The organism is Algoriphagus iocasae, assembly GCF_014206875.1.
Lineage (GTDB): Bacteria > Bacteroidota > Bacteroidia > Cytophagales > Cyclobacteriaceae > Algoriphagus > Algoriphagus iocasae.
This window is the reverse complement of record NZ_JACIJO010000001.1, coordinates 272,860-297,399: the sequence shown is the minus strand read 5'-3', so window position 1 is coordinate 297,399 and position 24,540 is coordinate 272,860. Positions and strand designations below refer to the sequence as shown.

General features: G+C 39.8%; 23 protein-coding genes. 11 read left to right on the top strand and 12 right to left on the bottom strand.

Features of this window, described 5'->3' with window-relative positions:
- Positions 1-33: 33 nt before the first annotated feature.
- From FHS59_RS01305 to FHS59_RS01290, 4 genes are all read left to right on the top strand, one after another.
- On the top strand, positions 34-771 hold the full coding sequence (locus tag FHS59_RS01305; RefSeq protein ID WP_184492610.1) for a Dph6-related ATP pyrophosphatase: 738 nt from the start codon (positions 34-36) through the stop codon (positions 769-771).
- Between the two features lie 172 nt (positions 772-943).
- Complete coding sequence (locus tag FHS59_RS01300) at positions 944-2,236, top strand: CitMHS family transporter (RefSeq protein ID WP_184492609.1); 1,293 nt, start codon at positions 944-946, stop codon at positions 2,234-2,236.
- Between the two features lie 3 nt (positions 2,237-2,239).
- Positions 2,240-3,568 carry an acyclic terpene utilization AtuA family protein gene (locus FHS59_RS01295; RefSeq protein ID WP_184492608.1) on the top strand — a complete coding sequence of 443 codons (1,329 nt, stop codon included), beginning with the start codon at positions 2,240-2,242 and terminating at the stop codon, positions 3,566-3,568.
- A 1-nt stretch (position 3,569) separates the two neighbouring features.
- On the top strand, positions 3,570-3,884 hold the full coding sequence (locus tag FHS59_RS01290) for an AtuA-related protein (RefSeq protein ID WP_184492607.1): 315 nt from the start codon (positions 3,570-3,572) through the stop codon (positions 3,882-3,884).
- Between the two features lie 25 nt (positions 3,885-3,909).
- Here FHS59_RS01290 and FHS59_RS01285 read toward each other — a convergent pair whose 3' ends face one another.
- The 3 genes from FHS59_RS01285 to FHS59_RS01275 are packed head-to-tail and all read right to left on the bottom strand — an operon-like array spanning position 3,910 to position 8,824.
- Positions 3,910-5,292 (bottom strand): AGE family epimerase/isomerase, encoded by a 1,383-nt coding sequence (locus FHS59_RS01285; protein WP_184492606.1) that lies wholly within the window; start codon positions 5,290-5,292, stop codon positions 3,910-3,912.
- A gap of 8 nt (positions 5,293-5,300) precedes the next feature.
- Positions 5,301-7,421, bottom strand: coding sequence for a methylmalonyl-CoA mutase (gene scpA, locus FHS59_RS01280; protein ID WP_184492605.1), 2,121 nt, complete (start codon positions 7,419-7,421; stop codon positions 5,301-5,303).
- Positions 7,418-8,824, bottom strand: a complete 1,407-nt coding sequence (locus FHS59_RS01275; RefSeq protein WP_184492604.1) for a methylmalonyl-CoA mutase family protein — start codon at positions 8,822-8,824, stop codon at positions 7,418-7,420. The genes scpA and FHS59_RS01275 overlap by 4 nt, the downstream gene beginning before the upstream one ends.
- Positions 8,825-9,189: 365 nt before the next feature.
- Here FHS59_RS01275 and dnaA point away from each other — a divergent pair, with 365 nt between their 5' ends.
- A complete protein-coding gene (gene dnaA / locus FHS59_RS01270; protein ID WP_184492603.1) occupies positions 9,190-10,608 on the top strand; it encodes a chromosomal replication initiator protein DnaA in 1,419 nt (472 codons plus the stop codon).
- Between the two features lie 11 nt (positions 10,609-10,619).
- Here the strand turns inward: dnaA and FHS59_RS01265 are convergent, their stop codons facing one another.
- The 3 genes from FHS59_RS01265 to FHS59_RS01255 are packed head-to-tail and all read right to left on the bottom strand — an operon-like array spanning position 10,620 to position 12,760.
- Positions 10,620-11,357, bottom strand: a complete 738-nt coding sequence (locus tag FHS59_RS01265; protein WP_184492602.1) for a PdaC/SigV domain-containing protein — start codon at positions 11,355-11,357, stop codon at positions 10,620-10,622.
- A 6-nt stretch (positions 11,358-11,363) separates the two neighbouring features.
- A complete protein-coding gene (gene meaB, locus FHS59_RS01260) occupies positions 11,364-12,356 on the bottom strand; it encodes a methylmalonyl Co-A mutase-associated GTPase MeaB (protein ID WP_184492601.1) in 993 nt (330 codons plus the stop codon).
- The gene (locus tag FHS59_RS01255) at positions 12,353-12,760 is read right to left on the bottom strand and encodes a hypothetical protein (RefSeq protein ID WP_184492600.1); all 408 of its coding nucleotides are present in this window, start codon (positions 12,758-12,760) and stop codon (positions 12,353-12,355) included. The genes meaB and FHS59_RS01255 overlap by 4 nt, the downstream gene beginning before the upstream one ends.
- Positions 12,761-12,814: 54 nt before the next feature.
- Between FHS59_RS01255 and FHS59_RS01250 the strand changes: the two genes are divergently transcribed.
- From FHS59_RS01250 to FHS59_RS01240, 3 genes are read left to right on the top strand one after another with little or no spacing between them, the layout of a single operon-like run.
- Complete coding sequence (locus FHS59_RS01250) at positions 12,815-13,354, top strand: CopD family protein (protein ID WP_184492599.1); 540 nt, start codon at positions 12,815-12,817, stop codon at positions 13,352-13,354.
- Positions 13,355-13,358: 4 nt separating this feature from the next.
- Positions 13,359-14,012, top strand: a complete 654-nt coding sequence (locus FHS59_RS01245) for an SCO family protein (RefSeq protein ID WP_184492598.1) — start codon at positions 13,359-13,361, stop codon at positions 14,010-14,012.
- A complete protein-coding gene (locus FHS59_RS01240) occupies positions 14,009-14,455 on the top strand; it encodes a c-type cytochrome (RefSeq protein WP_184492597.1) in 447 nt (148 codons plus the stop codon). Before FHS59_RS01245 ends, FHS59_RS01240 begins: the two co-directional genes overlap by 4 nt.
- On the opposite strand, the gene FHS59_RS01235 is transcribed toward FHS59_RS01240, so the two are convergent.
- Positions 14,452-14,874: a hypothetical protein gene (locus FHS59_RS01235; protein ID WP_184492596.1), complete on the bottom strand. Its 423-nt coding sequence runs from the start codon at positions 14,872-14,874 to the stop codon at positions 14,452-14,454. The two genes, FHS59_RS01240 and FHS59_RS01235, sit on opposite strands and share 4 nt — an antisense overlap.
- 127 nt (positions 14,875-15,001) lie before the next feature.
- Between FHS59_RS01235 and FHS59_RS01230 the strand changes: the two genes are divergently transcribed.
- Positions 15,002-15,826 carry an aminotransferase class IV gene (locus FHS59_RS01230; RefSeq protein ID WP_184492595.1) on the top strand — a complete coding sequence of 275 codons (825 nt, stop codon included), beginning with the start codon at positions 15,002-15,004 and terminating at the stop codon, positions 15,824-15,826.
- A 103-nt stretch (positions 15,827-15,929) separates the two neighbouring features.
- On the opposite strand, the gene FHS59_RS01225 is transcribed toward FHS59_RS01230, so the two are convergent.
- From FHS59_RS01225 to FHS59_RS01205, 5 genes are read right to left on the bottom strand one after another with little or no spacing between them, the layout of a single operon-like run.
- On the bottom strand, positions 15,930-16,367 hold the full coding sequence (locus tag FHS59_RS01225; RefSeq protein ID WP_184494454.1) for a hypothetical protein: 438 nt from the start codon (positions 16,365-16,367) through the stop codon (positions 15,930-15,932).
- A gap of 33 nt (positions 16,368-16,400) precedes the next feature.
- Positions 16,401-17,645, bottom strand: a complete 1,245-nt coding sequence (locus FHS59_RS01220) for an ABC transporter permease (RefSeq protein WP_184492594.1) — start codon at positions 17,643-17,645, stop codon at positions 16,401-16,403.
- Entirely contained in the window at positions 17,642-18,274 is a 633-nt protein-coding gene (locus FHS59_RS01215; protein WP_184492593.1) for an ABC transporter ATP-binding protein, read from the bottom strand. Before FHS59_RS01215 ends, FHS59_RS01220 begins: the two co-directional genes overlap by 4 nt.
- A gap of 1 nt (position 18,275) precedes the next feature.
- Positions 18,276-19,451, bottom strand: a complete 1,176-nt coding sequence (locus tag FHS59_RS01210; protein WP_184492592.1) for a hybrid sensor histidine kinase/response regulator — start codon at positions 19,449-19,451, stop codon at positions 18,276-18,278.
- Between the two features lie 51 nt (positions 19,452-19,502).
- Positions 19,503-22,937 carry a sensor histidine kinase gene (locus FHS59_RS01205; RefSeq protein ID WP_184492591.1) on the bottom strand — a complete coding sequence of 1,145 codons (3,435 nt, stop codon included), beginning with the start codon at positions 22,935-22,937 and terminating at the stop codon, positions 19,503-19,505.
- A 131-nt stretch (positions 22,938-23,068) separates the two neighbouring features.
- Between FHS59_RS01205 and sucD the strand changes: the two genes are divergently transcribed.
- Positions 23,069-23,950 carry a succinate--CoA ligase subunit alpha gene (sucD, locus tag FHS59_RS01200; protein WP_184492590.1) on the top strand — a complete coding sequence of 294 codons (882 nt, stop codon included), beginning with the start codon at positions 23,069-23,071 and terminating at the stop codon, positions 23,948-23,950.
- Positions 23,951-24,105: 155 nt separating this feature from the next.
- Positions 24,106-24,525, top strand: a complete 420-nt coding sequence (locus FHS59_RS01195; RefSeq protein ID WP_184492589.1) for a hypothetical protein — start codon at positions 24,106-24,108, stop codon at positions 24,523-24,525.
- Positions 24,526-24,540: the final 15 nt, after the last annotated feature.

The following is a 24,540-nucleotide window of genomic DNA, read 5'->3' as shown; positions in this document are numbered from 1 at the left end:
GAGCTAGATTCGATCCTTAATTTCAAATTGATTGTGACTCAACAAAAGGCCATTTTTAATTGGAGCGGAGGAAAAGATTCTGCTTTGTCATATTATAAAATCCAGCAAGAAAAGAAATTCGAGGTTTTGACTTTTTTGACTAGCGTAAGTCAGAAATTCCAGAGAATTTCCATGCATGGGGTCCGAAAAGAATTACTCGAGCAACAAGCCAAAGGTATAGGTATCCCTCTTACAATCATGGAAGTTCCAGAAATGCCAACGATGGAATCTTACGAAACGGCCATGAGAAATACACTAGAACCACTAATCAAGCAAGGAGCTGAAGTATCGATTTTCGGAGATATTTTTCTGGAAGACCTTCGGGAATACCGAGAAAATAAACTCTCTGAAGTTGGTTTGAAAGGCAATTTCCCTCTTTGGAAGCAACCAACTGATAGATTGATTCGAGAGTTTCTAGACCTTGGATTCAAAACCATCACCACTTGTGTGAATGAAAAATTCCTGGACAAGAGTTTTGCTGGGCGAATTATCGATGAGGATTTTCTCAAAGACCTTCCTAAGAATGTAGATCCTTGCGGAGAAAATGGCGAGTTTCATACGTTTGTATTCGATGGCCCCATATTTTCAAAGCCTGTCCCTTTCGAAGTTGGAGAAACTGTTTATCGTAAATACGAAGCGCCAAAAAAAGAAAATTCTGATGATTGTTTTCAGGATGATCACAAAAAAGAAGACCCTTATGCATTTGGCTTTTGGTTTACAGATTTGAGTTAAAGGAGATCGAAATCAATTTCAAATCGATTTTTATTGTTTCGTTTTGAAACATTTTATTTTATCAGTTTATTGGGGACTTCAATAAACCCAATTGAATGATAACCATTGTTCTTAAACCGATCCTCAATTCCTTAGAATCAAGAAAAGGAAAGATCAGAAACCAGTTGAGTCTATGTTAGCAATCTGGGGTCTTATCACCATTGTCTTGCTTTTTCTTTTGGTCTTAGGGAAGAAGGTCTCGCCAGTAATTGCGCTTATTTTAATTCCAGTCGCAACTGGAATATTAGCTGGTTTTTGGAAAGAACTCCCGAGCCTTATCGGAGAAGGATTGATTAGCATCGCCCCTACCGGGCTGATGTTTATTTTCGCTATTCTTTTCTTTGGGATTCTTTTAGATGCAGGAACTTTCGATCCTATCATTGATAAGCTTTTAAGTTTTGCAGGAAATGATCCTCTAAAAATCGTCATCGCAACAGCCATTTTAGCCATGCTGATTCATCTGGATGGTTCGGGTGCTGTCACTTTTTTAATTACAATACCGGCATTGTCTCCGGTTTATGACAAAATGAACATGAGCAGGCTAACGCTTGCGTCCATTGTGGCTTTAGCAGCCGGCACGATGAATATTTTACCATGGGGAGGACCAACCCTACGTGCTGCAACCGCTTTAAATATTTCCGTCACAGAGCTTTTCAATCCAATTTTAGTCCCAGTTTTGGTAGGCTTGGCCACTGTCCTAGCTATTGCATATAAATTCGGAATGCAGGAGCGGAAAAACATCAACTTTTCTCCTGATAGCCATTCCACTCCAACCCATCAAAATGAGGTGGAAAGAAAGTCCCTGAATCCAATCTTATTTTGGTTTAATATTCTAACTGTGATCATTGCGATTGGAAGCATCATCATGAGCTTTGCTCCTCCACATATTGTTTTTATGATCGCATTTGCCATCACCTTATTGGTGAATTATCCCAAAGTCTCTCAGCAAAGGGAGCGAATTGATAGTCATGCGAAAGAAGCGATGCTTATGGCCAGCATTCTATTCGCAGCCGGATGTTTTACAGGTATTCTTAAAGGCACGGGGATGATCGAAGCGATGGCCTCAGAAATCGTCCATCTGATTCCATCTCAGGTAGGCAGAGAGATCCCATTGATTACAGGAATCTTTGCCATGCCAGCAAGTCTTCTTTTTGATCCAGATTCCTTTTATTTTGGAATACTACCGTTACTTTCTACCACAGCAGAGCATTTTCAGGCTTCTGGTTTAGAAGTGGGAAGAGCTGCTATTTTAGGACAAATGACTACGGGTTTTGCAGTCAGCCCTTTGACAGGATCTACATTTCTTCTGATTGGATTAGCAGGTGTGGAATTGGGAGAACATCAGAAAAAAACAATTCCATGGGCGTTTTTAATCACCTTGATCATGGTTTTCGTCTCAGTTTTGATTGGAGCTATAAGTATTTGAAAAATGGGAAAGGAAAAAATTAGAATCGGATGTGGAGCAGGATTTTCCGGGGATAGATTAGAACCATCAGAGATCTTAGCCGAAAAAGGAAACTTGGACTATTTGGTTTTAGAATGCCTGGCTGAGCGAACGATTTCTTTGGCACAGAAAAGAAAAAAAGAAAATCCTCTCCTTGGATATGACCCCTTGCTTGAAAGAAGAATCAAAAGATTACTTCCTATTCTGATCAAAAATAAGGTTCGGCTGATCACCAATATGGGAGCAGCAAATCCTTTGGAAGGTGGTAAAAAAATCATTGAAATTGCTGATCAACTTGGCCTGAGAATAAAAGTAGCGATTGTCCATGGTGATGATGTTTTTAATCAGTTAAACCGAGAAGAGAAAACTTTAGAATCGGGAGTTCCGCTTTCTTCCTATTCTTCTATAGTTTCTGCCAATGCTTATTTGGGAATTGATGCGATAATTCCGGCTTTGGAAACCGATGCAGACATTATTTTAACTGGAAGAGTAGCCGATCCTTCCTTGTTTCTAGCTCCCATAGTCAATGAATTCGGTTGGGATCTAATGAACTCCACCTTGCTTGGTCAGGGAACCGTTTTAGGCCATTTGATGGAATGTGCCGGTCAAATCACGGGAGGATACTTTGCGGATCCTGTTGTCAAGCCTGTTCCTGACATGGACATTTTAGGACATCCCATTTTAGAAGTTTCAAAGGATGGAACAGGAATCATCAGAAAAGTAGACGGAACAGGAGGTTTGATTAACACCCAAACTGCCAAGGAACAATTGCTTTACGAAGTTTTGGATCCTTTTGCCTATTACACCCCTGATGTCATTGCAGATTTTTCGAAAGTTCAAATTGAGGAAATCGGTAAAAATCAAATCAGAATATCTGGAGGAAATGGCAAACCAGCACCCCAAACCTTAAAAGTTTCAGTAGGATATGATGCCGGATATCTAAGCGAAGGTGAAATTTCATATGCCGGAGCAAACGCAAAAGAAAGAGCTTTTCTAGCTGGAGAGATTATTGAAAAGAGAATCTCAAAAGCCTTCGACGAATTCCGAGTTGACTACATTGGAGTATCCTCTCTTCATGGTCTGGAGCTCTCCAAAGATTCTACTCCCTATGAAGTACGCTTACGAGTAGCAGGAAAAACCCAAGACCCTGCACTTTCTACGCTAGTAGGTGAAGAAGTGGAAGCTTTGTACACAAATGGTCCTGCCGGAGGCGGTGGCGCTAGAAAATACACCCACCAATTAATGGGCGTGGTTTCTATTCTTATGGATCGTGATTTAATTTCTCCAAAACTAACTCTACTTGAATCTAATTGATATGAAAACAAAACTCTCTAAAATCGCTCACGGAAGAGCTGGGGACAAGGGGAATACCTTATTGCTTTCATTGATTCCTTATGACCCAATTAATTTTGAGAAATTGGTCAAAAATGTAACCGAAGAAAGCGTAAAAGCTCATTTGAGCCATCAGCTCAAAGGCGAGATCAAACGCTTTGTTCTGCCTGAGTTAAAGGCAATCCAATTTATTTGTCAGGATTCTTTGGGAACTGGCGTAACGACTTCTATTGCCATGGATACACATGGAAAATCCTTGAGTTATGCTTTGTTGGAAATGGAAATTGATCTCAACTGATCACAATATTTTCTAGCTGAGTAGATCAAGAATCCTCGGATTCAGCCATTTCTCTCAGACGTGAAATGCAATGATCCAAAGACCTGTAATGGTGATAAATACTTTTCCAGATATTTCCTTTTCCCACGGTCTTTAATTCAGGTTGCTTATCCAACCCTCCCGAGTACCAATCCCCATTTTCATGGTCAATTAAATAGGTATCCGTATACTCCCAGAGTTTAAGGAATTTTTCAAAATATTGGTGAGGGTCATTTGGATATAGCTCGGCCATCAGCAAAAGTGCATTCATTCCTTCCGCCTGAGCCCACCAATTTTTGGTATCATGTGTAATCCGAAAACCAGTATTGAAATAATAACCCTCATCATAAAAACCTCCAACGGATTCATCCCAGCCATTTTCCAAGGCATGATCAATCATCTTTTTAGCGATTTCATGGGTCTTTTGATCGTTCTCCAAGCCAAGGGCTTCCGAAGCCTCAATCATCAAAAATCCAGTTTCAACATCATGACCAAAAGAAACATGGTCCAGTTGATGATGAGCTAAAATTACTTCCTCCGTAGAATCTACAAATGTCACTGGCGTCCAATCCGGTAACAAAAACAAGGTTAAATAGCCTTTTTCTGTGACGATCTGATCACGGATTAAGAACAGCATTTCTTCCAACCTCTCCTTCAAAAGAGGATCTGGCCAAACATGGTACAGTTCCGTAAATGCCTCCAAAATATGAATTGAGCTATTTTGATCCTTGTATCCCAAATCAGAAGTAGATGGAGTGGTGGAAGGCCTCGAAATTGGAGTTCCATCTGCTGTCAAATGTTGATAGTATCCACCATTAATAGAATCATGAGCATGAGTGTCAAGCCAATAAAAAGCCTCTTTCGCCATTTCCAGGGCAGATTCATCCTTTGAAGCGTCATAATATGCAGCCAAAGCAAAAATCCCAAAAGCATTCCCATAGGCTGTTTTCATGGGGTCCCCAATTGGATTCCCTTGCTTATCAACCAGCCAATAGAAACCTCCATTTTCGGCATCCCACATTTGAGTTTTCAAGAATTCGAATCCATGAGCAGCCCCTATTTTGAAATAATCAATCTCAGGATATTTTTTCGAAGCTTTTGCATTTGTCCAAACATGCCGGGACTGGGTAACAATCATTTTCTCCTGTTTTTCTCCAGGTTGAAAATCATAGGTGAAATTGCTCAAAAAACCTCCATCCACTGTATCCATGGATTGCGGATACCACTTATCCAGAACTTCCGTTTTCAAGTGAAGCTCCATTTCATCAGCAAGCTTCTCTTTTGAGTTATCCTTTTCGATGTTTTTTTCGCAGGAAAACAAAAGGACACCCGATAGAATCAGAAAACTTATTGCCTGATTAAATCGAAAAGGATTGGAGGTTTTTTTCATTGCTAATTTCAGTCTGCCATCAACATAGTAAGGATTTTTACCGCTGCTTCGGAAAGTACCGTACCTGGTCCAAAAACATCTGCCACTCCCGCATTGAAAAGAAAATCGTAATCTTTTGCTGGAATAACACCGCCCGCTACCACCATGATATCTGGTCTGCCCAGTTTCTTCAAAGCCTCGATCAATTGAGGCACCAGTGTTTTATGGCCTGCGGCCAAAGATGAAGCCCCAACGACATGCACATCATTTTCAATGGCTTGCTCGGCAACCTCCTCAGGAGTCTGAAAAAGTGGCCCGATATCCACATCGAATCCAAGGTCAGCAAAACCTGTAGCAATTACTTTTGCCCCTCGATCATGTCCATCCTGGCCCATTTTAGCAACCATAATCCTTGGTCTTCTTCCTTCCATTTCAGCAAATTGATCGGAAAGAGCGATGGCTTTCTTAAAAGATTCCTGATTTTTCACTTCTGATGCATAAACTCCTGTAATGGACTTGGTTTGAGCTTGATGTCTTCCAAAAACTTCCTCCAATGCAAAGGAAATCTCACCTAAAGTAGCCCTTTTTCCTGCTGCTTCAATAGCTAATTCCAGTAAATTACCCTTTCCACTTTTTGCAGATTCAGTTAATGCTTTCAAGCTTTTGACTACTTCATCCGAATTTCTCTCCTTCTTAATTTTCTCTAATCTGGCTATCTGAGACTCACGAACAGCCTGATTATCGACATCTCTCACTTCAATTTCAGATTCTTCTTCAATCTGATATCTGTTCACACCTACAATGATATCCTTACCGCTATCAATCCTCGCTTGCTTTTTTGCTGCTGCCTCCTCGATTCTCAACTTTGGCAATCCTGATTCAATCGCTTTGGCCATTCCTCCAAGTTCCTCCACCTCTTCGATCAATTCCCAAGCTTTCTTAGCCAATTGATCAGTCAAATACTCAACATACAATGAGCCTCCCCATGGATCCACTACTTTGGTGATTCCCAACTCTTCCTGAAGAATCAACTGTGTATTTCTGGCAATTCTTGCAGAAAAATCTGTCGGCAAAGCAATTGCCTCGTCCAAAGAATTGGTATGCAACGATTGGGTATGTCCCATCACCGCTGCCATTGCTTCCACCGCAGTTCTCGTCACATTATTAAAAGGATCTTGTTCTGTGAGTGACCAACCGGAAGTCTGGCAATGCGTCCGAAGAGCAAGCGATTTATTGGATTTGGGATTAAATTTTTGGACAATCTTCGCCCAGAGCAATCTTCCTGCTCTCATTTTGGCGACCTCCATAAAATAATTCATCCCTATCGCCCAAAAGAATGAAAGCCGGGGAGCAAAATCATCAATATCCAAACCGGCTTTGACTCCGGTTTTTAAATATTCCCAGCCATCAGCAAGTGTATAGGCCAATTCCAAATCTGCAGTAGCACCTGCTTCCTGCATGTGATACCCAGAAATCGAAATGGAATTGAATTTTGGCATCTTCTGTGCCGTAAACTCAAAAATATCCGCAATGATTTTCATAGAAGGTTGAGGCGGATAGATATAGGTATTTCTCACCATAAACTCCTTCAAAATATCATTCTGGATCGTTCCGCTCAATTGTTCAGGCTTCACTCCTTGTTCCTCAGCAGCGACGATATAGAAAGCCAAAATAGGAATTACAGCTCCATTCATGGTCATGGAAACCGACATCTGATCTAATGGTATCTGATCAAAAAGGATTTTCATATCCTCCACAGAATCAATGGCAACTCCCGCTTTCCCCACATCTCCAACTACCCTTGGGTGATCAGAATCATAGCCTCTATGCGTTGCTAAATCAAAAGCAACAGACAATCCTTTTTGGCCTGCGGCCAAATTTCTTCTATAAAAAGCATTGGATTCCTCCGCCGTACTAAATCCTGCATATTGGCGGATCGTCCAGGGACGCATGCTGTACATCGTACTGTATGGACCTCTCAAATAGGGAGGAATTCCAGCAGCAAAGTGAAGATGAGGAAGGCTCAGTACTTTTTCAGAATCGAATTCGGATGGTATTTTTATCTGCTCAGGAGATTCCCAAATGTCTTCAGAAACCTGCTTTTCTCTCTCCGGACTGACACTTTTCCAGTTTTTAATATTTGGTCTCATGAGTTTTTCAGGTTTTCTTTTTCCAATAAATAAGTTGCTCTTGTCAGCTTCAGCTCAAATTCCTTTTCCTCAATTTCTTCAAATTGCGCATCCGATTCAGATGATCCCTTTAACACATACTTATTTGCTCCAACTTTTACTGATTCAGCTGAAAGCAATTTATTCTGCACTTTTTCCCGCTCATGTTTGACCAAGTTATGGATGGATCGAGATTGAAAATTCTTTAACCATCCTCCATCATCTTCTAATTTTTCTAGCTTTTCCAGAACCATCTTAACGAGATCATTTTCTAGGTTTTCCAAGAAATAAGAACCCGAGGCAGGATCCATTACTTTGTCCAGATAAGATTCCTCCTTTAAAATTGTACTGACGTTTCTGGCAATCCTTTTTTCCAATTTGGTAGCTTTCCCCTCTTGGACAGGACGAACCCAAAGTGAATTTGCGCCTCCCATCACCGCTGCCATAGCCTCATAAGTCTGTCGGATCAAATTTGAATTTTTATCCAATAATGATTTACTCCATATGCTGGTTGAGATGATAAAATGAAGAGACTCTCCATCGATTTGCTGTCCCATATTGGCAGCGAGTTCTACCAACAATCTTCGAAACGCTTTCAGTTTGACTATTTCAGGAAAGAACAATTCTCCGACAGCAAGATGAAAAGCAAAATTCTCTAAAATCATCGCTGGTGAAACTGCCTTTTTGATAAAGGAATCCATCAATTCAATCATTTCCCCTACCCCCAAAAAACATTGCTGGATCCCATTCGCTCCGGAATTCGCATAAATAGAACTATCCAAAGTCATCGGGAAAAACTCTCTGAATTCAGAAAATCGATCAATCATTTCAGCTCCAACCTGGACATTCTCTTCAAAATCAGCATCTGAATGAAACATTTCTACACAAGGAGACCAAAGTACAGCACCAGAAAGCATGGATGGTTTGATGTGTAATTTTTCTATCCAATCGATGATCTGATTATACAGAATTCTAGGAGAATCAAGCGGTTTGAAATAAATCTGAATAAACTCGGTCATCACACCTTTTAGAAGTTCATTCAAATTTTCAAGACCTGTCAAATGAAGAACCAACGCATCCGCACCATTCTCTAAAGCCAATAAAATTTCCTGATTTCCCTTTTTTTCATCTTGCGGAAAAATGGAAACTGCGTTATTCCAAATTCTTGGTGAAAAACCCGGTAGCTTAGCCTTTTCATGAAAACTTTCCTGACTTATTTCTCCAGGCAAATCTTCTAAAGTGTAAAAAGGCATGGTGTTGAGTTCTCCCCAAACTTTATTTACTAAAGTCTGGCTATAATCTTTTCCTTTTAAGTCCATCCGCACAAGCTTTTCCCATTCGGATTTACTTACTTTAGGAAAATCATAAAAATTATCCTTTGTCATAGTGGGTTTATATTTTCTGATTTTAGAAATCAATTTGTTCTATTCAAAAATAACCAATTGCTGACGAAAGACATCAATTCAATAATTAATGAGAAAATTGACTTTCATCAAAACCATTAAACCACTGATAATCAGTTTTAAATAAAACCAAAAATCATTTTTGAGATATTTTTTTGAAAATTTATGGATTATTTCTCTCCTGGTAGGCTCAATTTTTATTGGAAATTTTGATTTTCGAGTTAAAATAAGAATGATTAAAAAATCACTTTTTCAAGTCAACTTGGATTTTTTATTTAACTGAATTTTCTCCAAATTTGATGCCCCTGTAATTTCAGGTTCCATCAGATTTTCAGAAATCTTCTCTAATGAGTTCAGAAGCTAGCGCCGTTTGGAATGAATGTTTACGTGTCATAGAACAACACGTCAATGAGCAGAGCTTTTCAACTTGGTTTAAGCCGATCAATCCAGTTAAACTCGAAGGCACCAATTTAACGATCCAGGTACCTAGTCAATTTTTCTACGAGTGGCTGGAAGATAATTACGTGCAGGTTTTAAAACTTGCGATTAAAACGACTTTAGGCCAAGGTGGAAGACTCGAGTATGCCGTGGTGGTAGACCGTGGTAATTCCTCCAACCAGCCTTATGTAGTTTCTTATCCTCAGGGAAATAATGGTAAAAAAGGAGCTCCGACACAAGCAGAGGAGCAAAGAACTCCTTTTGAAATGAAAAGCTTGGATGCAGAAGCTTTGACCAAAAGCAATCTGAATCCGAATTATACTTTCAGCGCATACATTGAAGGTGATTGTAACCGCTTGGCACGATCTGCAGGATTTGCAGTCGCTACAAAACCAGGAATCACTTCTTTCAACCCATTAATGGTGTATGGTGGAGTGGGATTGGGAAAAACTCACTTGGTGCAGGCGATCGGAAACGAGATCAAAAATGGTCCTGAAGATAAGTTTGTACTTTATGTCTCTTCAGAAAAGTTCGTAAACCAGTTCATGGATTCCATCAAAGATGGCAACGTGAAAAGCTTTACCAATTTCTATATGCAAGTAGACGTCCTGATCATTGATGATATCCAGTTTTTGGCTGGAAAGGACAGAACTCAAGAGATGTTCTTCCATATTTTTAACCACTTGCATCAAAATAAAAAGCAAATCATCATGACTTCCGATTGTCCTCCTAGGGATTTGAAGGGTCTGGAAGAGCGTTTGCTTTCCCGTTTCAAATGGGGTTTGACTGCAGATTTGCAAATGCCTGATTTCGAAACCAGAGTGGCAATTATTCGCCGTAAAATGCAATCTGAAGGCATTTTCATCCCTGACGATGTGGTGGAATATTTGGCTTATACAGTTGATACAAATGTCCGTGAACTGGAAGGAATCCTAATTTCATTGATCGCTCATGCTTCCTTGAGCAGAGTTGAGATCAGTCTGGAACTTGCCAAAACCGTGATGAAAAATATCATCAAGGACATCGAGACAGAAGTTGGCATCGATTACATCCAAAAAACAGTTTCTGAATATTACGGAATTGCTTTAGACGATCTAAAAGCAAAAACCCGAAAGAAAGAAATTGTGGTTGCGAGACAAGTTGCCATGTACTTTTCAAAGGAATTCACCAATCATTCCTTAAAATCAATCGGCTATCACTTTGGTGGAAGAGATCACTCCACTGTCATCCATGCTGTACAAACAGTAAATGACTTGATGGAAACTGATAGTTCTTTCCGAAATGCTGTGAATGAATTGAAAAAGAAGTTTAAAATGAGATCTTATTAAGATTTTCAATTTTACTTTTTCACGATCCCATCCAATTCTTTCAGACTAAATCCCAACTCGGTATATCCCATCACATAAGGTCCTATCTCGTATGGAATATAGGTGAGTTTCAAACTATCCCCCTCATAGCCCACCGCATTAGGCAGAAAAAATCCTTCTTCAGGTAAAAAGAAGCGATCATCTTCTTCTAACGAAACACCTTCTTTGACATCATGGTATTGACGGAATGCCTGCTTCGTCAATCCTAATAATTTTTCCTTATCCAGGATAAATTGATCTTCGATCAAATGAAATCCATTGGACTTACTGAAAGTCATATAATTCACACTTGAATTAGGATGTGCCCCTCCCATAAATTCGTATTCTGAAAATTTCAAGCAAATCAAACTATCGGACTCATAGGACTTATTCACATTTATTTCTATCGCCCAAGCACCAGGCGCATCAGGAAAATCTTTTTTGAAATCTTCATACGACTTCACAAAATCTTGTGCTGCGGCTTCCATCCCATCAAAAACTGTATCCTGCCGGAAATACGCCATTAATCGATTTAATACCGCTGCATTTATTTTATCCCCAACTTCTGACTCTGATGCTACCGGCCAATTGATTTTTACAGTTGCGCAATCCTCACCTACACAACTCTCGGTCGTGAAATTCTGATCAGAAAATGATAATTGTTGAGCTTCTTCTTTCGGTTTTGAGCAAGACAAAAGGACCAATAGGCAAAAGATGGAGGCAGTTCTCATGGTAAATTAATTAGTCGGTTCAAAAAACATAGCGATCAATTCTCTGGCCAAAGCTAATGGACTGACCTCTCCATTTTGAATTTTTATGCGCTCTGCCTGAAGTTTAGATTTAATTTTCGGATGTTCTGAGAATCTATTCCCTAGGAGGTATTGGAGGTTTTCGTCTAACCATTTCAAGCGCTGATCTGCTCGGTTTTTTTCTTTAAATCCAGATTCCAAGGTGATTGCCTCATAGGATGAGATCATTTTCCACACTTCTTCCAAGCCAATTTTGGACATGGAGGAGGCTGTTAAAACAGGAACAGTCCAACCGCTCTCCGATGCTGGAAAAAGATGCAATGCATTCTGGTAATTCGCTTTGGCTTTTTTTGCTTCAGCTAGATTATCTCCATCTGCCTTATGAATCAAAATCCCATCTGCCATTTCCATGATACCTTTTTTAATACCTTGGAGCTCATCACCTGCCCCAGCAAGTACCAGCAACAGGAAAAAATCGACCATGTTTTTAACGGAGGTTTCTGATTGTCCTACTCCCACTGTTTCTACCAAAATCACATCGAAACCTGCAGCTTCGCAAAGCAACATCGCTTCCCTGGATTTCGCAGCAACTCCACCGAGAGTCTGGCCAGCTGGGCTAGGACGAATGAATGCTTTCTTGTTTGCAGAAAGTTTCTCCATCCGGGTTTTATCACCCAAAATGCTCCCTTTACTTTTCTGGCTGCTTGGGTCAACTGCGAGCACAGCTAATTTCTTCCCCTTTTCTAAAATCATGCTCCCAAAAGCCTCGATAAAAGTACTTTTACCTACTCCTGGAGAACCGGTAATTCCTATTCTTAATGAGTTGCCTGTATAAGGAAGAATCTCCTGAACTAATAGAGAAGCTAAAGCCAGATCTGATTCCAAATTACTTTCCACCAAGGTAATCGCCTGGCTTAAAATCATGCGGTTTCCTGAAAGGACTCCTTCTTTATATTCCTGTAAATCGAGTCTCCTTTTCATTTTGGATAGCCTTCTATAAATTTCACATCGCCCATAGGGCCTTTTTCATAGGTAGCTAAGACATATGGTTTCAGTCCTGATGTAAAGTAGGGTTCTGTTGGCGAAAGATTAATTTCCTGATCGATTTCCTTTGAAAAGAAAAAGACCATTGTCCGTCCATATTTAGTGTGCGGCTGAAAATCACCAAAAGACCTCATCCAGTCAGTGTTTGAATCCAATGCTTTCACAGTGATAATCCGAACTACTGGACCGGTATTATTTTCATTTCGATAGCTGGACAAAGGCTTGTATTTTCCTTCAAACTGTTCCAGTCCTGGTTGGGTAAAGCTTTCTTTTCCGATCCAAACGACCAGAATCAGAACCAATAATGCCAATAAATAGAAAATGAATTTAGAGCTTTTCAAGAAGTATAGCGGGTTTACGAGGTTTAGGCCTTAATTTAGCCGAAAATTCTGACAATGGGTTTCGAGTACATCAAAGCCTTACATATCATTTTTGTAGTCACCTGGTTTGCAGGGCTTTTCTATATCGTCCGATTATTCATCTATCAGACGGAGGCTATGGAGCGTCCCGAAAATGAAAGAGACATCCTAAAACCTCAACTTGATTTGATGGCATCCAGATTATGGTACATCATTACCTGGCCCTCAGCGATCCTCACTTTGATACTGGGAACATGGGTATTGAGTTACAGAATTGGGTATCTGGAAATGGGATTTATGCAGGCCAAACTGGCTTTCGTAATCTTACTTTATGGATACCATTTTGGCTGCCATAAATTATTCAAAGAATTACAATCCGGAAGAACCAGATGGACTTCAACTCAGTTGAGGATATGGAACGAGGCATCCACTTTGTTGTTGTTTGCCATCGTTTTCCTTATCGTTCTCAAAAATACTCTGAGTATGGTTTGGGGAGTATTAGGATTAATCGGTTTAGGAATCACCTTGATGATTGCAATTCGACTTTATAAAAAATACAGAAATAAAAATTCATGATCTCATGAAATTCAAAATTAGCATCCCTGCCATTTCATTACTTGCTGTGCTTTGCTGGCAATGCAAACCTGCTGCAGAAGAACAATCTGGACCATTACCGATTTTAGGTAACTTTCATGTCAATGACATTGAGATTGAAGGAAAAATCCTGAAAGACACCGTGTATCATACCATCGCGGATTTTGCATTTGTCAACCAAGATGGAGATACAATCAGTAATGAAGACGTAGCTGGAAAAGTATATGTGGCAGATTTTTTCTTTACTACATGCCCTACGATTTGCCCTATCATGAAAAAGGAAATGCTTCGTGTTTATGACACTTACAAAGGCAATCCTAATTTCAAAATCCTAAGTCATACTATTGATCCAAAGCATGACACTCAGGAAGAATTGAAAGACTATTCAGTAAAATTGGGTATTCCAGATGCCTCTACCTGGAATTTTCTAACAGGTGATTCCGAAAAAATATTTGAAATTGGACAGACCAGTTACCTGACTACCGCGATGGAAGACCAAAATGAAGCTGGTGGTTTTCTTCACAGTGGTGCATTTTTATTGATCGATCAAAAAGGAAGAATCAGAGGAGTATATGACGGAACCAAAACCGATCAGGTGGATCGATTGATCAATGACATTCCAAAGATTTTAGGAGAATGAAATACATCCATTTCGTCATTTTGATTTCCTCTCTTTTCGCCTGTGCTCCAAAATCTTCTGATGAGGATAACACACTGGCAAAGATTTCAGATCCTGAGGTGATGAAGTACGCAATCGCAGGAAAGAAAATCTATGAAAATCACTGTGGTAATTGTCATCAAAGCAATGGAGAAGGTTTAGGAAATTTGATCCCGCCAATAAAAAATTCTGACTATTTCAAGGAAAGTATTCACAGAACCGTCTGGATTATTAAATATGGTCAAAAGGGTGAAATCACAGTGAATGGAAAAATATATGATCAGGAAATGCCTGCAAGCCCGAAGCTGACTCCATTGGAAATTTCCCAAATCAGCACCTATCTCTATAATATTTGGGGAATGGATGAGGGTAAAATCACCTCCGTGGATGTGGAAAATTATCTTCGGACTAAACCCGAATTTTAATCACCCAAGAGTTTTTCAGATCTATCCAACACTTCCTTAAACTGCTTATTTACTTCTTTTACTTTGACCAGCTGATCCTCCAGATAGACTTTTAATTCTTCTTGAGTCATATCACCGTCTGTAACATCGTATCCATGCATCCAATCAAACATCCCTTCATAGGCGGCATTTAAGTCGACAGCTAAAGCTTTGAGTTCCACTATTTTTTCAGAATCGGGATTTTCTTCTTTCTCCAGCTTTTCAATAGTCTGAACAGCCTCTTTCTCAAGGGTTTTCAACTTCCCCATCAAAGGCATCACTTCGTCATGATAGCCGATTATTTCCTCCCGAAGTTTAAGATTTTCTTCCCTTAAGTTAGGGCCACAGGAACTTAGAATAAATAACAGAGCAATAATTAAAAAAGGAATTCGTCTAGTCATGATAAGTGGTGTAATCACCCCAAATATACTATTTATTCTATTTTAAATCTAAAAGATTAAGAGGTTTTAAAATGTTACTGGAATTAAAAAATGATCCTGTATTTTTGAGTAAATAAAATCAAACCACATGAAACCATTCTGCTTTGCTGACGGAGAAATAGTCGATTCATCCACTGCCAAAATTCATCCAATGGACCTAGGCTTTATCCGGGGTTACGGGATATTTGATTTTTTCAGGTCAGTAAATTATCAACCACTTTTCTTAGATTCTTACCTTGATCGATTTATAGGTTCTGCCGAAAAAACCTTCCTTCCATTACCTTATTCCCGTAAAGAATTAAAGTCGATTGTGAAGGAATTAACGGATAAAAATGACATGGAGCAAGGTGGTTTTAGAATGCTTTTGAGTGGTGGACTTTCGGAAAACCATTTTTCCCCAGCAGAAGGAAAGCTGTTTATTTTTCCGGAAACCTTACTTTTCCCAAGCGAAGAAAAATATAATAAAGGCATTAAGTTATTGGGATTGGATTATGTCAGACCTTTGGCAGATATCAAAACCACAAACTATGCACTACCAGTTTGGGATAGTATCCGCTGGAAAAAAGAAGGTGCAGAAGATGTGCTCTATCATAAAAATGGAATTGTAAGTGAAAGCTCCCGAAGTAATTTCTTTATTGTCAAAGATGGAACGGTCATCACTCCAGACAAAGACATCTTATTGGGAATCACAAGAAAGCATGTCTTAAAATTGATTGACAAAGTGGAAATCAGACCGGTAACGCTGGAGGAATCTTTGGCTGCCGATGAAGCATTCATCACAAGCACCACTAAAATCCTACTTCCTGTAACCCAAATTGATGATCATTTAATTGGGAATGGAAATCCAGGACCTGTTTCAATGGGTATTTTAGAAAAATTCAAAGCTTTAGAAAAAGAAGTAACTGTATCCTGAGACCGACTTATTTCCGATTACGAATTCAGTTTCCATCAATAAAAAAGCCTTCGATTCAGAATTGATTTTTGAATCGAAGGCTTTAATTTTTTTAGAAAGTTATTTATTCTGAAACAAGCTTTGCCTCTTTGAGAATATACATCAGTTTCTCAGGATCATTGCCATTTAGCACCAACTTCCCTCTCACTTTTACTCTCTTGGAAGTGTATTTAATCGGATCGGTAAGCATGACTTCCATCACTGTCTCAGGTCCACCCGAACCACAAAAGAAGCATTCTGCCAAAGGCAAACTCGAAAGAATAATATGCTCAGGCTTAAACATTCCCTCAAAAGGAATAATATATCCATCCGCCTCAACCACTGTACCTTCCAGTTTCTTTGATTCTTCAGAAAACACAGGAACGTACAATTCACCGAAGTTATCCTTACTCACTTTATAAGAAACGTCTGACAGACTTTTCCAAACATTCTTGTCTTGAGCATTTGCAGTCACTGTACCTAACAAGACCAAAGCCGCCAAACCAAAAATTATTTTCTTCATCATTTTCACCATCATTTTTAAATCTTCTGCTAGTTAAGCCTTTGTCAATTGCTTTGCAATACTTGTTTGATAAGCTGTAAAAGCAGGTATCAAAGAGGCTAAAACTCCCACCATTAACGCATAAACTACTATCCAAAGTTCTGCTTTTAAGAAAATCCATGGCTGGATACTTGTCATTACGCCTGTCTGATTTTGTCTAATGATCAAATCCAGAAAGCCATGACCAATCAAAATCCCCAAAATCGCTCCAAAGAAAGTCAGCAGAATTCCTTCCAAAAAGATCATCTGAAGCAGTTGAAATCTAGATGCACCAATGGCGCGAAGAATGGCCAGATCGTATTTTCTATCTTTCAAAGAATTATAAAGAGCGATAAAAATCCCTATTCCAGAGATCCCAATTAACACAAATGCCAATCCTTTTAGCATACTAATCCCAACGCCAAGTAACTCAAAAAGTCTGGACATCTCAAAAGTCGGAGAAGCTGCCTGCATATTAGTTCTGGCATTGACAAGTCGTGGAAGCTGGATGGCAGCCATTGGATTTCTATACTGGATTAAAAGCGTTGTAATTTCCTTTGGGCTATCACTGCTTGGCAGGCCATGAAGAGTGATTTCAGTTGACTCCAATTCCTCTGAATGTTCAGCTCCTTCCTCCTCTTCTTCCTCTTCATGGGTTAGCCAAACGGACTCAATACTGGTCAAAATCAATCTATCCACCACATTTCCTTTCGGCTTTAGCACTCCAGTAACCACAAAATAATTGGCATCATGATCATGACTTCCTTCACTGATCCCATGGCTTCCCAAAAATTGGTCTCCGGTTTTTAATCCTAGTTTTTGAGCAACTTCAGCCCCCAAAACAACTTCAAATGGTTTGGCCCAAGCCTGCCCTGTTTCAAACTCAGTTTTGTATAATTCCAGATAATCCAGATTGGTACCGACTATGCGGAACCCCTGATAATTATCTCCCAATGCCAAAGGAATGGTACTTTTTACCAACCTGTTTCTTGAGAGATTTTTTGCCTCATCCAGAGAAATATTTCCTGTCGGAAAATCGATATGATATACACTTGATAATATAAGTTGCAATGGACTCCCTTTTGCACCAACGACCAAATCAATCCCCTCGGCATCCTCATTCATTTTCTTTTCTAGCTGATCCTGCATCAGCAAAAGAACAGTAATGATCGCCAGACCCAAGGCCAATAAAAGCACATTTAAGCCTGTCGAAAAGGGTCTAAAAGTCAAATATTTCCAGCTGAGTTTGAATAAATTCATGAGGCTTTGACTTCTATAAATTTCGAAATATGATTCTTGACACGCTGATCATGAGTGACGATGATCAAACCTGCTCCGATCTTCTTTGCCTGATCTTGCAATAATTTGATCACTTTCAGGGTATTTTCATCATCTAGACTTGAAGTGGGCTCATCCGCCAAAATCAATTTCGGCTCATTTGCCAAAGCTCTGGCTATGGAAACCCGCTGCGCTTCTCCTTCACTCAATGTCAGAACCGAGGCATTTTTTTTTTGCGCCAAGCCTAGATCCTCTAAAATCTGGCTAAGCTTATTATTCCTTTTTTTGCTGAAAAAATTAGCCATTTTCAGATTTTCAATCACCGAAAGAGGTGCCAGCAAATGTGGCTTTTGAAATACAATTCCGATGTTTTGACCGCGAAAAAGATCCAGTTTTTGTCCTGTCAGCTTAGAGAGCTCAAGTCCTTCCATCAAAATTTCTCCTTTGTCAGGCTTTGCTAATCCTGCCAATAAATTCAGAAGAGTGGTCTTACCACTACCGGATTTACCTAAAATCAAAAGGCTTTCTCCGGATTCCAGTTGGATGTTTTCAAATTGAATGGTCTTTTGACCTGGATGAGTAAAAGCTAAATCGCTTGTCTTTAATAGCATATTAATTTACAGGAATTGACACGTAAAAAGTGGTTCCTTTATTTTCTACACTTTCAAAGGTAATCTCTCCTTTTAAAACCTCCACGCATTTTTTGACAATCGAAAGTCCTAAACCGGAACCTTCAATAATCCCGACGTTATGCGCTCTGAAAAAACGATCAAATAACTTGCTCTGTTCCTTAGGAGGAATACCAATTCCATGATCTGTAAAAGTCGCTTTCAAATGATTGTCTTCAAAATCTAGCTGGAAACTAACAGACTGTCCTTCTTTTGAGTATTTCACTGAATTGGAAAGCAGGTTTTCAAAAACCTGATAGAGCAGATCATAATCTGAGGTAATAGTCTTCGGCAGGTTTCCTAGGGTAGTTTTGATGGTTACGTTGTTTTCAATTCCCGCTTTTACGGTATCCAAAACCTCCTTAACAAAAGCTCCGAGAAACATTTTCTTAGGCTTAAACACCATCTTGTCTGCATCCGCTTTACCAAAGAACAACACACTGGTCAGAAGATTATTAAGCGCCCTCACCGAGTTTTCAATCTTCGTGGCATGCTTTGCAATTTTCACTTTAAATGGATGATCTTTTTCAGCATAGATCTGAAGCAATTGGGCAGAACTCAAAATCGATGTCAAAGGAGTTTTGAACCCATGTGAAACATTCAAAACAATCCTGGATTTCAGCTCATTGATCTCTCGCTCTTTTTCGAGAGATTTGGTCAATTCCTTATTGGCTTCATGGAGATCAGCAGTTCTTTGCCTTACTTTTTCCTCCAGTTCATTATTTAATTTCTGAAGTTCTTTTTCTTTTCTATCCTTAAAAATTGCCAATTCAATCACCATATTCAGTTCCCTGATATTAAATGGCTTGATCACATAGGCACTAGGATTGGTGCCAACTACCTTATTTAAAGTCTCAGCATCCGAACTGGCACTCAGATAAACTACCGGAATATCGTATTTCTCATTGACGATTTCTGTGGTTTTAATCCCATCCAATTCCCCTGCAAGATTGATATCCATCATCACTATATCTGCGATGTTATTCTCCAGAATATCAAGGGCTTTCTCCCCAGAATCTGCAATCCCTATGATGTCATGATTGTTTTTTTCGAGAGCTCTTTGTAACAATAAAGCGGAAACAGAATCATCCTCTACAATAAGAATTTTAAGACTAAACATGAGTTGCTGGGTGGATTTTTATGGGATTCAAAACTGAAAATACGAAATAAATTATTCTGGCAAGGGGATTTCTATGGTCACAAGCGTACCTGCGTTTTTTGTGCTCTGCAAAAGGATTTCGCCGTTTAGGAGCGCAACCAGATTTTTGGTGATACTCAGACCCAATCCTGTACCTTCATAAAGTCTCTGATTCCCGGTACTTTCCTGCTCAAATGGCTTAAAAGCTTTTTTTAGAAAATCCTCGGACATCCCAACTCCGGAGTCTTCTATCGAAATGAGAATATTGCTTTTACGCTTATCCACGGTCATATGGATTGCACCATGATCTGTATATTTCAAGGCATTGCTGACGATATTATTAAGGATCATTTCCATAAAGCGCTTGTCTATTTTACCATAAAACGGCTGCTTTAAAAAGCTCAGTTTTAAGCTCAATCCTTTACGGTTTGCCAGATTTTTTAAAGGGGAAATAATCGTGGCCATAAACTCATTGATGTCGACATCCGAATATTCCACATGCATTTTATTGGCTTCTATTTTGGCTATGTCCAGCAAGGAGGTGATGGTATTGAGTAACCTTTCGCTGCTTTGAAGGATAATATCCAACTGGGAAATCAATTCTTCATCGTCCTTTCTCATCATCATGATATGTTCCGTGCCACCTAATATCCCGTTTAACGGAGTCCGTATTTCATGGCTGATGTTCGACAACATACTGGATTTATACCTGTTTGCCTGTTCTGCTTTTTCTTTGGCATCCCGGAGTTTCTGCTCAATGGCTTTCTTTGAAGAAACATCCCTGAACACACTTAAAATCAAATTCTTACCTTCAAAATTCTCTTGGATCAAAATGGAAAAAACTTCCATTTCAAGATTCCCCGATTTCCAGGGCACAGTACTTTCATAGGTAAATCCTGTATTTCTCCTTTTCAAAACCCTTTTTAAAAATGACTTGATGTACTTTGTAAAATATCCCTCATAGCTGAAAAGATCTACCACATTGGAATTTTCCAAAGTGGCAACATCCGAATTCACCAACTGGGCGAAGCTCGGGTTTGCCGTGACGATTTTCTCACCATCCAAAGTAAGGATCAATCCATCTTTGGAACTGCTCCAAACATTTTTGAATTGCACTTCTGCGATTTGTTTCTCCTTTGACTTTTGATCAAAAGCACTCTTCAGCACTCCCACTTTTCGGATTTGCTGGTAAATGGTATTGATCAGGACACCCAATCCTATGAAAAACAGCACTAACAGGACAATAAACCAAGTCTGGAGATAGACTGGTTTCAATATTTCAAAAGGGGGAGAAACGATTACATCTGAGATATTGTCTCCCTCATAAGAAGCTTTCAGTTCCAGTTGATACTTCCCAAAAGGAAGGTTTGAGAGAAATAAAACAGTGGATTTCGGATCTTTGATGATTCTCCATTCCTCATCTTGATCCAGCCTATAATGGACCCAAAGATCTTTTGTTTCATTAAATCCAATGGCGGAATAATCTACTTCAAATGAATTTTGGGAATATGGGATTCTCAGTTCAGTAGTGATTTTCACCCTTTTGGAATCCAGAACAAGATCATGCAACATCACATTGGGAGCCTGGTCCAGCGAGTAGTTTTCTCCGGAGAAAAACAGAGAAAATCCCTTCATGGTGCCCACCAGAATCCTTCCATTGGTCCCTTCCAGAAGTGCGCCTCTATTCAATTCATTTCCTACCAATCCATTTTTCTCGTTGAAATGATGCAGCTCGTTATTTTCTATCAGAAAGACACCGTCATCAGTCCCAGCCCAAATCCGGTCTTGGCTGTCTTTCAACATAGCATAAACAGGCCTGGAAATGACTTCACCATTTATTTGAAAAGGCTTGATTTCATTTTTATAAAAGAGCTTCAATCCAGACTCTGTTCCAAAAAGTATGCTGTCAGGAGCCAGTTCCAAATAGTCGTACCCATTGGAAATCAACATTCTTCTGTTCTCATGGAAGGGTTTTCCGGTGGCGTTTTGTCCAGCTTTCACGATGATCAGACGACCATCGGAAAGCTTGCCTGCTTTTCGCATATAGATAACGCTGCTTTGCACCAGTGCCTCAATTTCATTTCGGATGTCATTGGAATAAATAGAAGAGGGAGGACTGCTTATGGTCGACAGGTAGAGATTTTCCGGACCTGTAATGATCAATGAATCTCCTTCCACTTTCACAAAGGAAATATTCACACCTTCAGGAGGGTCGATCAGGCTGATCCTCTCTCTTTTGATATCATATTTCCCTACCCCTGCCCAATTGGAAGAAAACCAAACAGTCCCTTTCCCGTCGTTTGAAAAATTGATTATCCTATTTTCGGGGTTCCCTTCCGGGTAAGGATCCCTATGCAGGGTTTTTACTTCCAATTGGGAATATTTTTGTATCCCGTTATTGAACCCAAAAAGGTATTCCCCATTGCCAAGACTACCGATAGCTGAGACTTCCTCCCCTAGAAGTGAACTGACCCCCAGGCCATAGTTCTGAAATGCCAGACTGTGAAAATTCACAAGTCCCCTGTTGGTAGCTACCCAAAGGATCCCTTCCCTATCCATCAGGGCTTTATTGATGGCATATGCCCTTAACTCACTACTGAGATCTACTTTTAAGGGAAATCTATTAACCCTGGAATATTTGAGAAGTTGCGAATTGAAATGATAAAAGATAGCGTCTCCATCAAAGAATAAATCATAGTAATCAAGGGAAGAATACTCCTGATCCGAAAAACTCCGATCGAGAAATTGCTCGGGATGGAAGGGGTCTTTCCCCACTGCCAGATATTCCCTGCCCAGAAAATAATACAATTGGTCATTTACGTTCCGCTTAACCAGAAATGGTGGCGAAGGCAGTGGTATTCCTTCTAATTTTACTGGTGAAATCTCTCCGTTATCTAAAGTAAACACCCCTTTTTCAAAATAGAGATACGGTTTACCAGTGACCGATTCCACTGACCCTAAATCACCTTCTTCATCAAAATTCCTTTCAATCAGTTGACTGGGCTTACTTTCATTTTTCCAGTGAAGAAAATCGTACTTGGTATCAAGAAAAAATTCCTTTTCCGACCCTTTACCTATGGAGAAAAACTTGATTCCGGAACTGAATTTTTCATTGAACATCACCTCAAAATCCACAAACTCCCAGGAACCATAGCCCCCTTTCATAATTTTGGGAAGCCCGGTGGCATTATAGATCCAGATCAGTCCATCCGCATCTTTGTGTATGGACATGCGGTAATTAAACTCGCTAACCAATGAATCCGGAAGAGAATAGGTCTCAATTCCATCTGAATAGTAAATGCCGACAGGAGTGGCAAACCACATCCTTCCCAAAGTGTCCTGCTCTGCCTGCAAAACCACCTGAACAGGCAACTTTACTCCTTTTGGCTGAAGATTGTACTTAAAACTCTGGGCAGATACCAGACTCACCAGACCAAAACAAATGAAAAGAGTAAAGAGAAATCTCATTTTATAGGCGTACTTTGCGCGACTAAGATATAAAAAGTATTGCGTCGGTAAATTCCCTAGATAATGTTCTTCATTTCTTTTGTCAGCGACCTGATTCTTTTATTTTTGTGCCAAACTTTAGAAATCGCATCATGAGTGTACTAGTAAATAAAAATTCCAAGGTGATCGTACAAGGATTCACCGGGTCGGAAGGCTCTTTTCACGCACAGCAAATGATCGAGTACGGAACAAACGTAGTCGGTGGTGTAACTCCGGGAAAAGGTGGGTCCACCCATTTGGACAAACCTGTTTTCAACTCTGTAGAAGAAGCCGTTCAGAAGACTGGTGCTGATACATCCATTATTTTCGTGCCACCGGCATTCGCTGCCGATGCGATTATGGAAGCTGCAGATGCAGGTATCAAAGTTATCATTGCCATCACTGAAGGTATTCCAGTTGCGGATATGATGAAAGCCAAGCCTTACATAGTAGAAAGAGGAGCAACCCTTATCGGTCCTAACTGTCCAGGTGTAATCACTCCAGGAGAAGCGAAGGTTGGAATTATGCCAGGATTCGTATTCAAAAAAGGTAGAATCGGTATCGTTTCTAAATCTGGTACTTTGACTTACGAAGCTGCTGACCAAGTTGCCAAAGCTGGATTGGGCGTTTCTACTGCAATCGGTATCGGCGGTGATCCGATCATCGGAACTTCCACCAAGCAGGCTGTTCAGTTGCTAATGGAAGATCCAGAAACTGACGCAATCGTCATGATCGGTGAAATCGGGGGTAACTACGAAGCAGAAGCTGCAAAGTGGATCCGTGAGACTGGAAACAAGAAACCAGTGGTAGGATTTATCGCTGGACAGACCGCACCTCCGGGAAGAAGAATGGGCCATGCTGGTGCCATCATCGGTGGAGCTGACGATACTGCAGCAGCGAAAATGAGAATTATGAGAGAAAATGGAATTCACGTTGCTGAATCTCCAGCTGAGATCGGTGCTACCATGGCGAAAGCTTTGGGCGTGGACGCCTAAGTGATATAAGATATCAGATTTAAGATATATGATTTTGAAAACCGCTTCGATTGATTTCGGAGCGGTTTTTTTGTGCTTTGCTCAAATCTTCAGGAAATTCTTTAAATTTTGAATTCATTCTCTGTTTAAATCCAGAAAATAAACTGTCTGAAATCATGAATGCACTACCTCTTTTTACTAAGAAATTTCTTTTCCTTTTTCTCCTCTGGCTTCCATTTCTATCTTATTCCCAAACAGGAATTGAAGTAAAAAAAGTTGAATTTGAAGAAGGAAAATCATCTACCGTCATTGAAGGAAAATTAAAGGGAAATCAAACCATCGATTATGTCCTTCAAGCTAAAGAAGGTCAGGTTCTGGAAGTGAAATTCACCAGTTCAAATTCTGCCAATTATTTCAACCTGATGGCTCCTGGAGAAGAATATGTGGCATTCTATAATTCCTCCATGGATGAAAATTCCTACACAGGTAAATTAGAAAAAAGTGGAGAGCAAAGAATTCGGGTTTATCTGATGAGAAGTGCTGCCAGAAGAAATGAAACAGCAGATTTCAAAATTGAAGTTTCTATAAAACCCTAGGTTTTATATCATAAA

Excerpts from the sequence above, each read along its gene's own strand:
- FHS59_RS01230 (WP_184492595.1), top strand. The coding sequence starts at position 15,002 with ATGAAACCATTCTGCTTTGCTGACGGAGAAATAGTCGATTCATCCACT.
- FHS59_RS01215 (WP_184492593.1), bottom strand. The coding sequence starts at position 18,274 with ATGCTATTAAAGACAAGCGATTTAGCTTTTACTCATCCAGGTCAAAAG.
- FHS59_RS01285 (WP_184492606.1), bottom strand. The coding sequence starts at position 5,292 with ATGAAAAAAACCTCCAATCCTTTTCGATTTAATCAGGCAATAAGTTTT.
- meaB (WP_184492601.1), bottom strand. The coding sequence starts at position 12,356 with ATGAAAAGGAGACTCGATTTACAGGAATATAAAGAAGGAGTCCTTTCA.
- FHS59_RS01245 (WP_184492598.1), top strand. The coding sequence starts at position 13,359 with ATGAAATTCAAAATTAGCATCCCTGCCATTTCATTACTTGCTGTGCTT.
- FHS59_RS01225 (WP_184494454.1), bottom strand. The coding sequence starts at position 16,367 with ATGAAGAAAATAATTTTTGGTTTGGCGGCTTTGGTCTTGTTAGGTACA.
- scpA (WP_184492605.1), bottom strand. The coding sequence starts at position 7,421 with ATGAGACCAAATATTAAAAACTGGAAAAGTGTCAGTCCGGAGAGAGAA.
- dnaA (WP_184492603.1), top strand. The coding sequence starts at position 9,190 with ATGAGTTCAGAAGCTAGCGCCGTTTGGAATGAATGTTTACGTGTCATA.
- FHS59_RS01295 (WP_184492608.1), top strand. The coding sequence starts at position 2,240 with ATGGGAAAGGAAAAAATTAGAATCGGATGTGGAGCAGGATTTTCCGGG.
- FHS59_RS01240 (WP_184492597.1), top strand. The coding sequence starts at position 14,009 with ATGAAATACATCCATTTCGTCATTTTGATTTCCTCTCTTTTCGCCTGT.
- FHS59_RS01290 (WP_184492607.1), top strand. The coding sequence starts at position 3,570 with ATGAAAACAAAACTCTCTAAAATCGCTCACGGAAGAGCTGGGGACAAG.
- FHS59_RS01265 (WP_184492602.1), bottom strand. The coding sequence starts at position 11,357 with ATGAGAACTGCCTCCATCTTTTGCCTATTGGTCCTTTTGTCTTGCTCA.
- FHS59_RS01250 (WP_184492599.1), top strand. The coding sequence starts at position 12,815 with ATGGGTTTCGAGTACATCAAAGCCTTACATATCATTTTTGTAGTCACC.
- FHS59_RS01275 (WP_184492604.1), bottom strand. The coding sequence starts at position 8,824 with ATGACAAAGGATAATTTTTATGATTTTCCTAAAGTAAGTAAATCCGAA.
- FHS59_RS01210 (WP_184492592.1), bottom strand. The coding sequence starts at position 19,451 with ATGTTTAGTCTTAAAATTCTTATTGTAGAGGATGATTCTGTTTCCGCT.
- FHS59_RS01220 (WP_184492594.1), bottom strand. The coding sequence starts at position 17,645 with ATGAATTTATTCAAACTCAGCTGGAAATATTTGACTTTTAGACCCTTT.
- sucD (WP_184492590.1), top strand. The coding sequence starts at position 23,069 with ATGAGTGTACTAGTAAATAAAAATTCCAAGGTGATCGTACAAGGATTC.
- FHS59_RS01235 (WP_184492596.1), bottom strand. The coding sequence starts at position 14,874 with ATGACTAGACGAATTCCTTTTTTAATTATTGCTCTGTTATTTATTCTA.
- FHS59_RS01195 (WP_184492589.1), top strand. The coding sequence starts at position 24,106 with ATGAATGCACTACCTCTTTTTACTAAGAAATTTCTTTTCCTTTTTCTC.
- FHS59_RS01205 (WP_184492591.1), bottom strand. The coding sequence starts at position 22,937 with ATGAGATTTCTCTTTACTCTTTTCATTTGTTTTGGTCTGGTGAGTCTG.
- FHS59_RS01300 (WP_184492609.1), top strand. The coding sequence starts at position 944 with ATGTTAGCAATCTGGGGTCTTATCACCATTGTCTTGCTTTTTCTTTTG.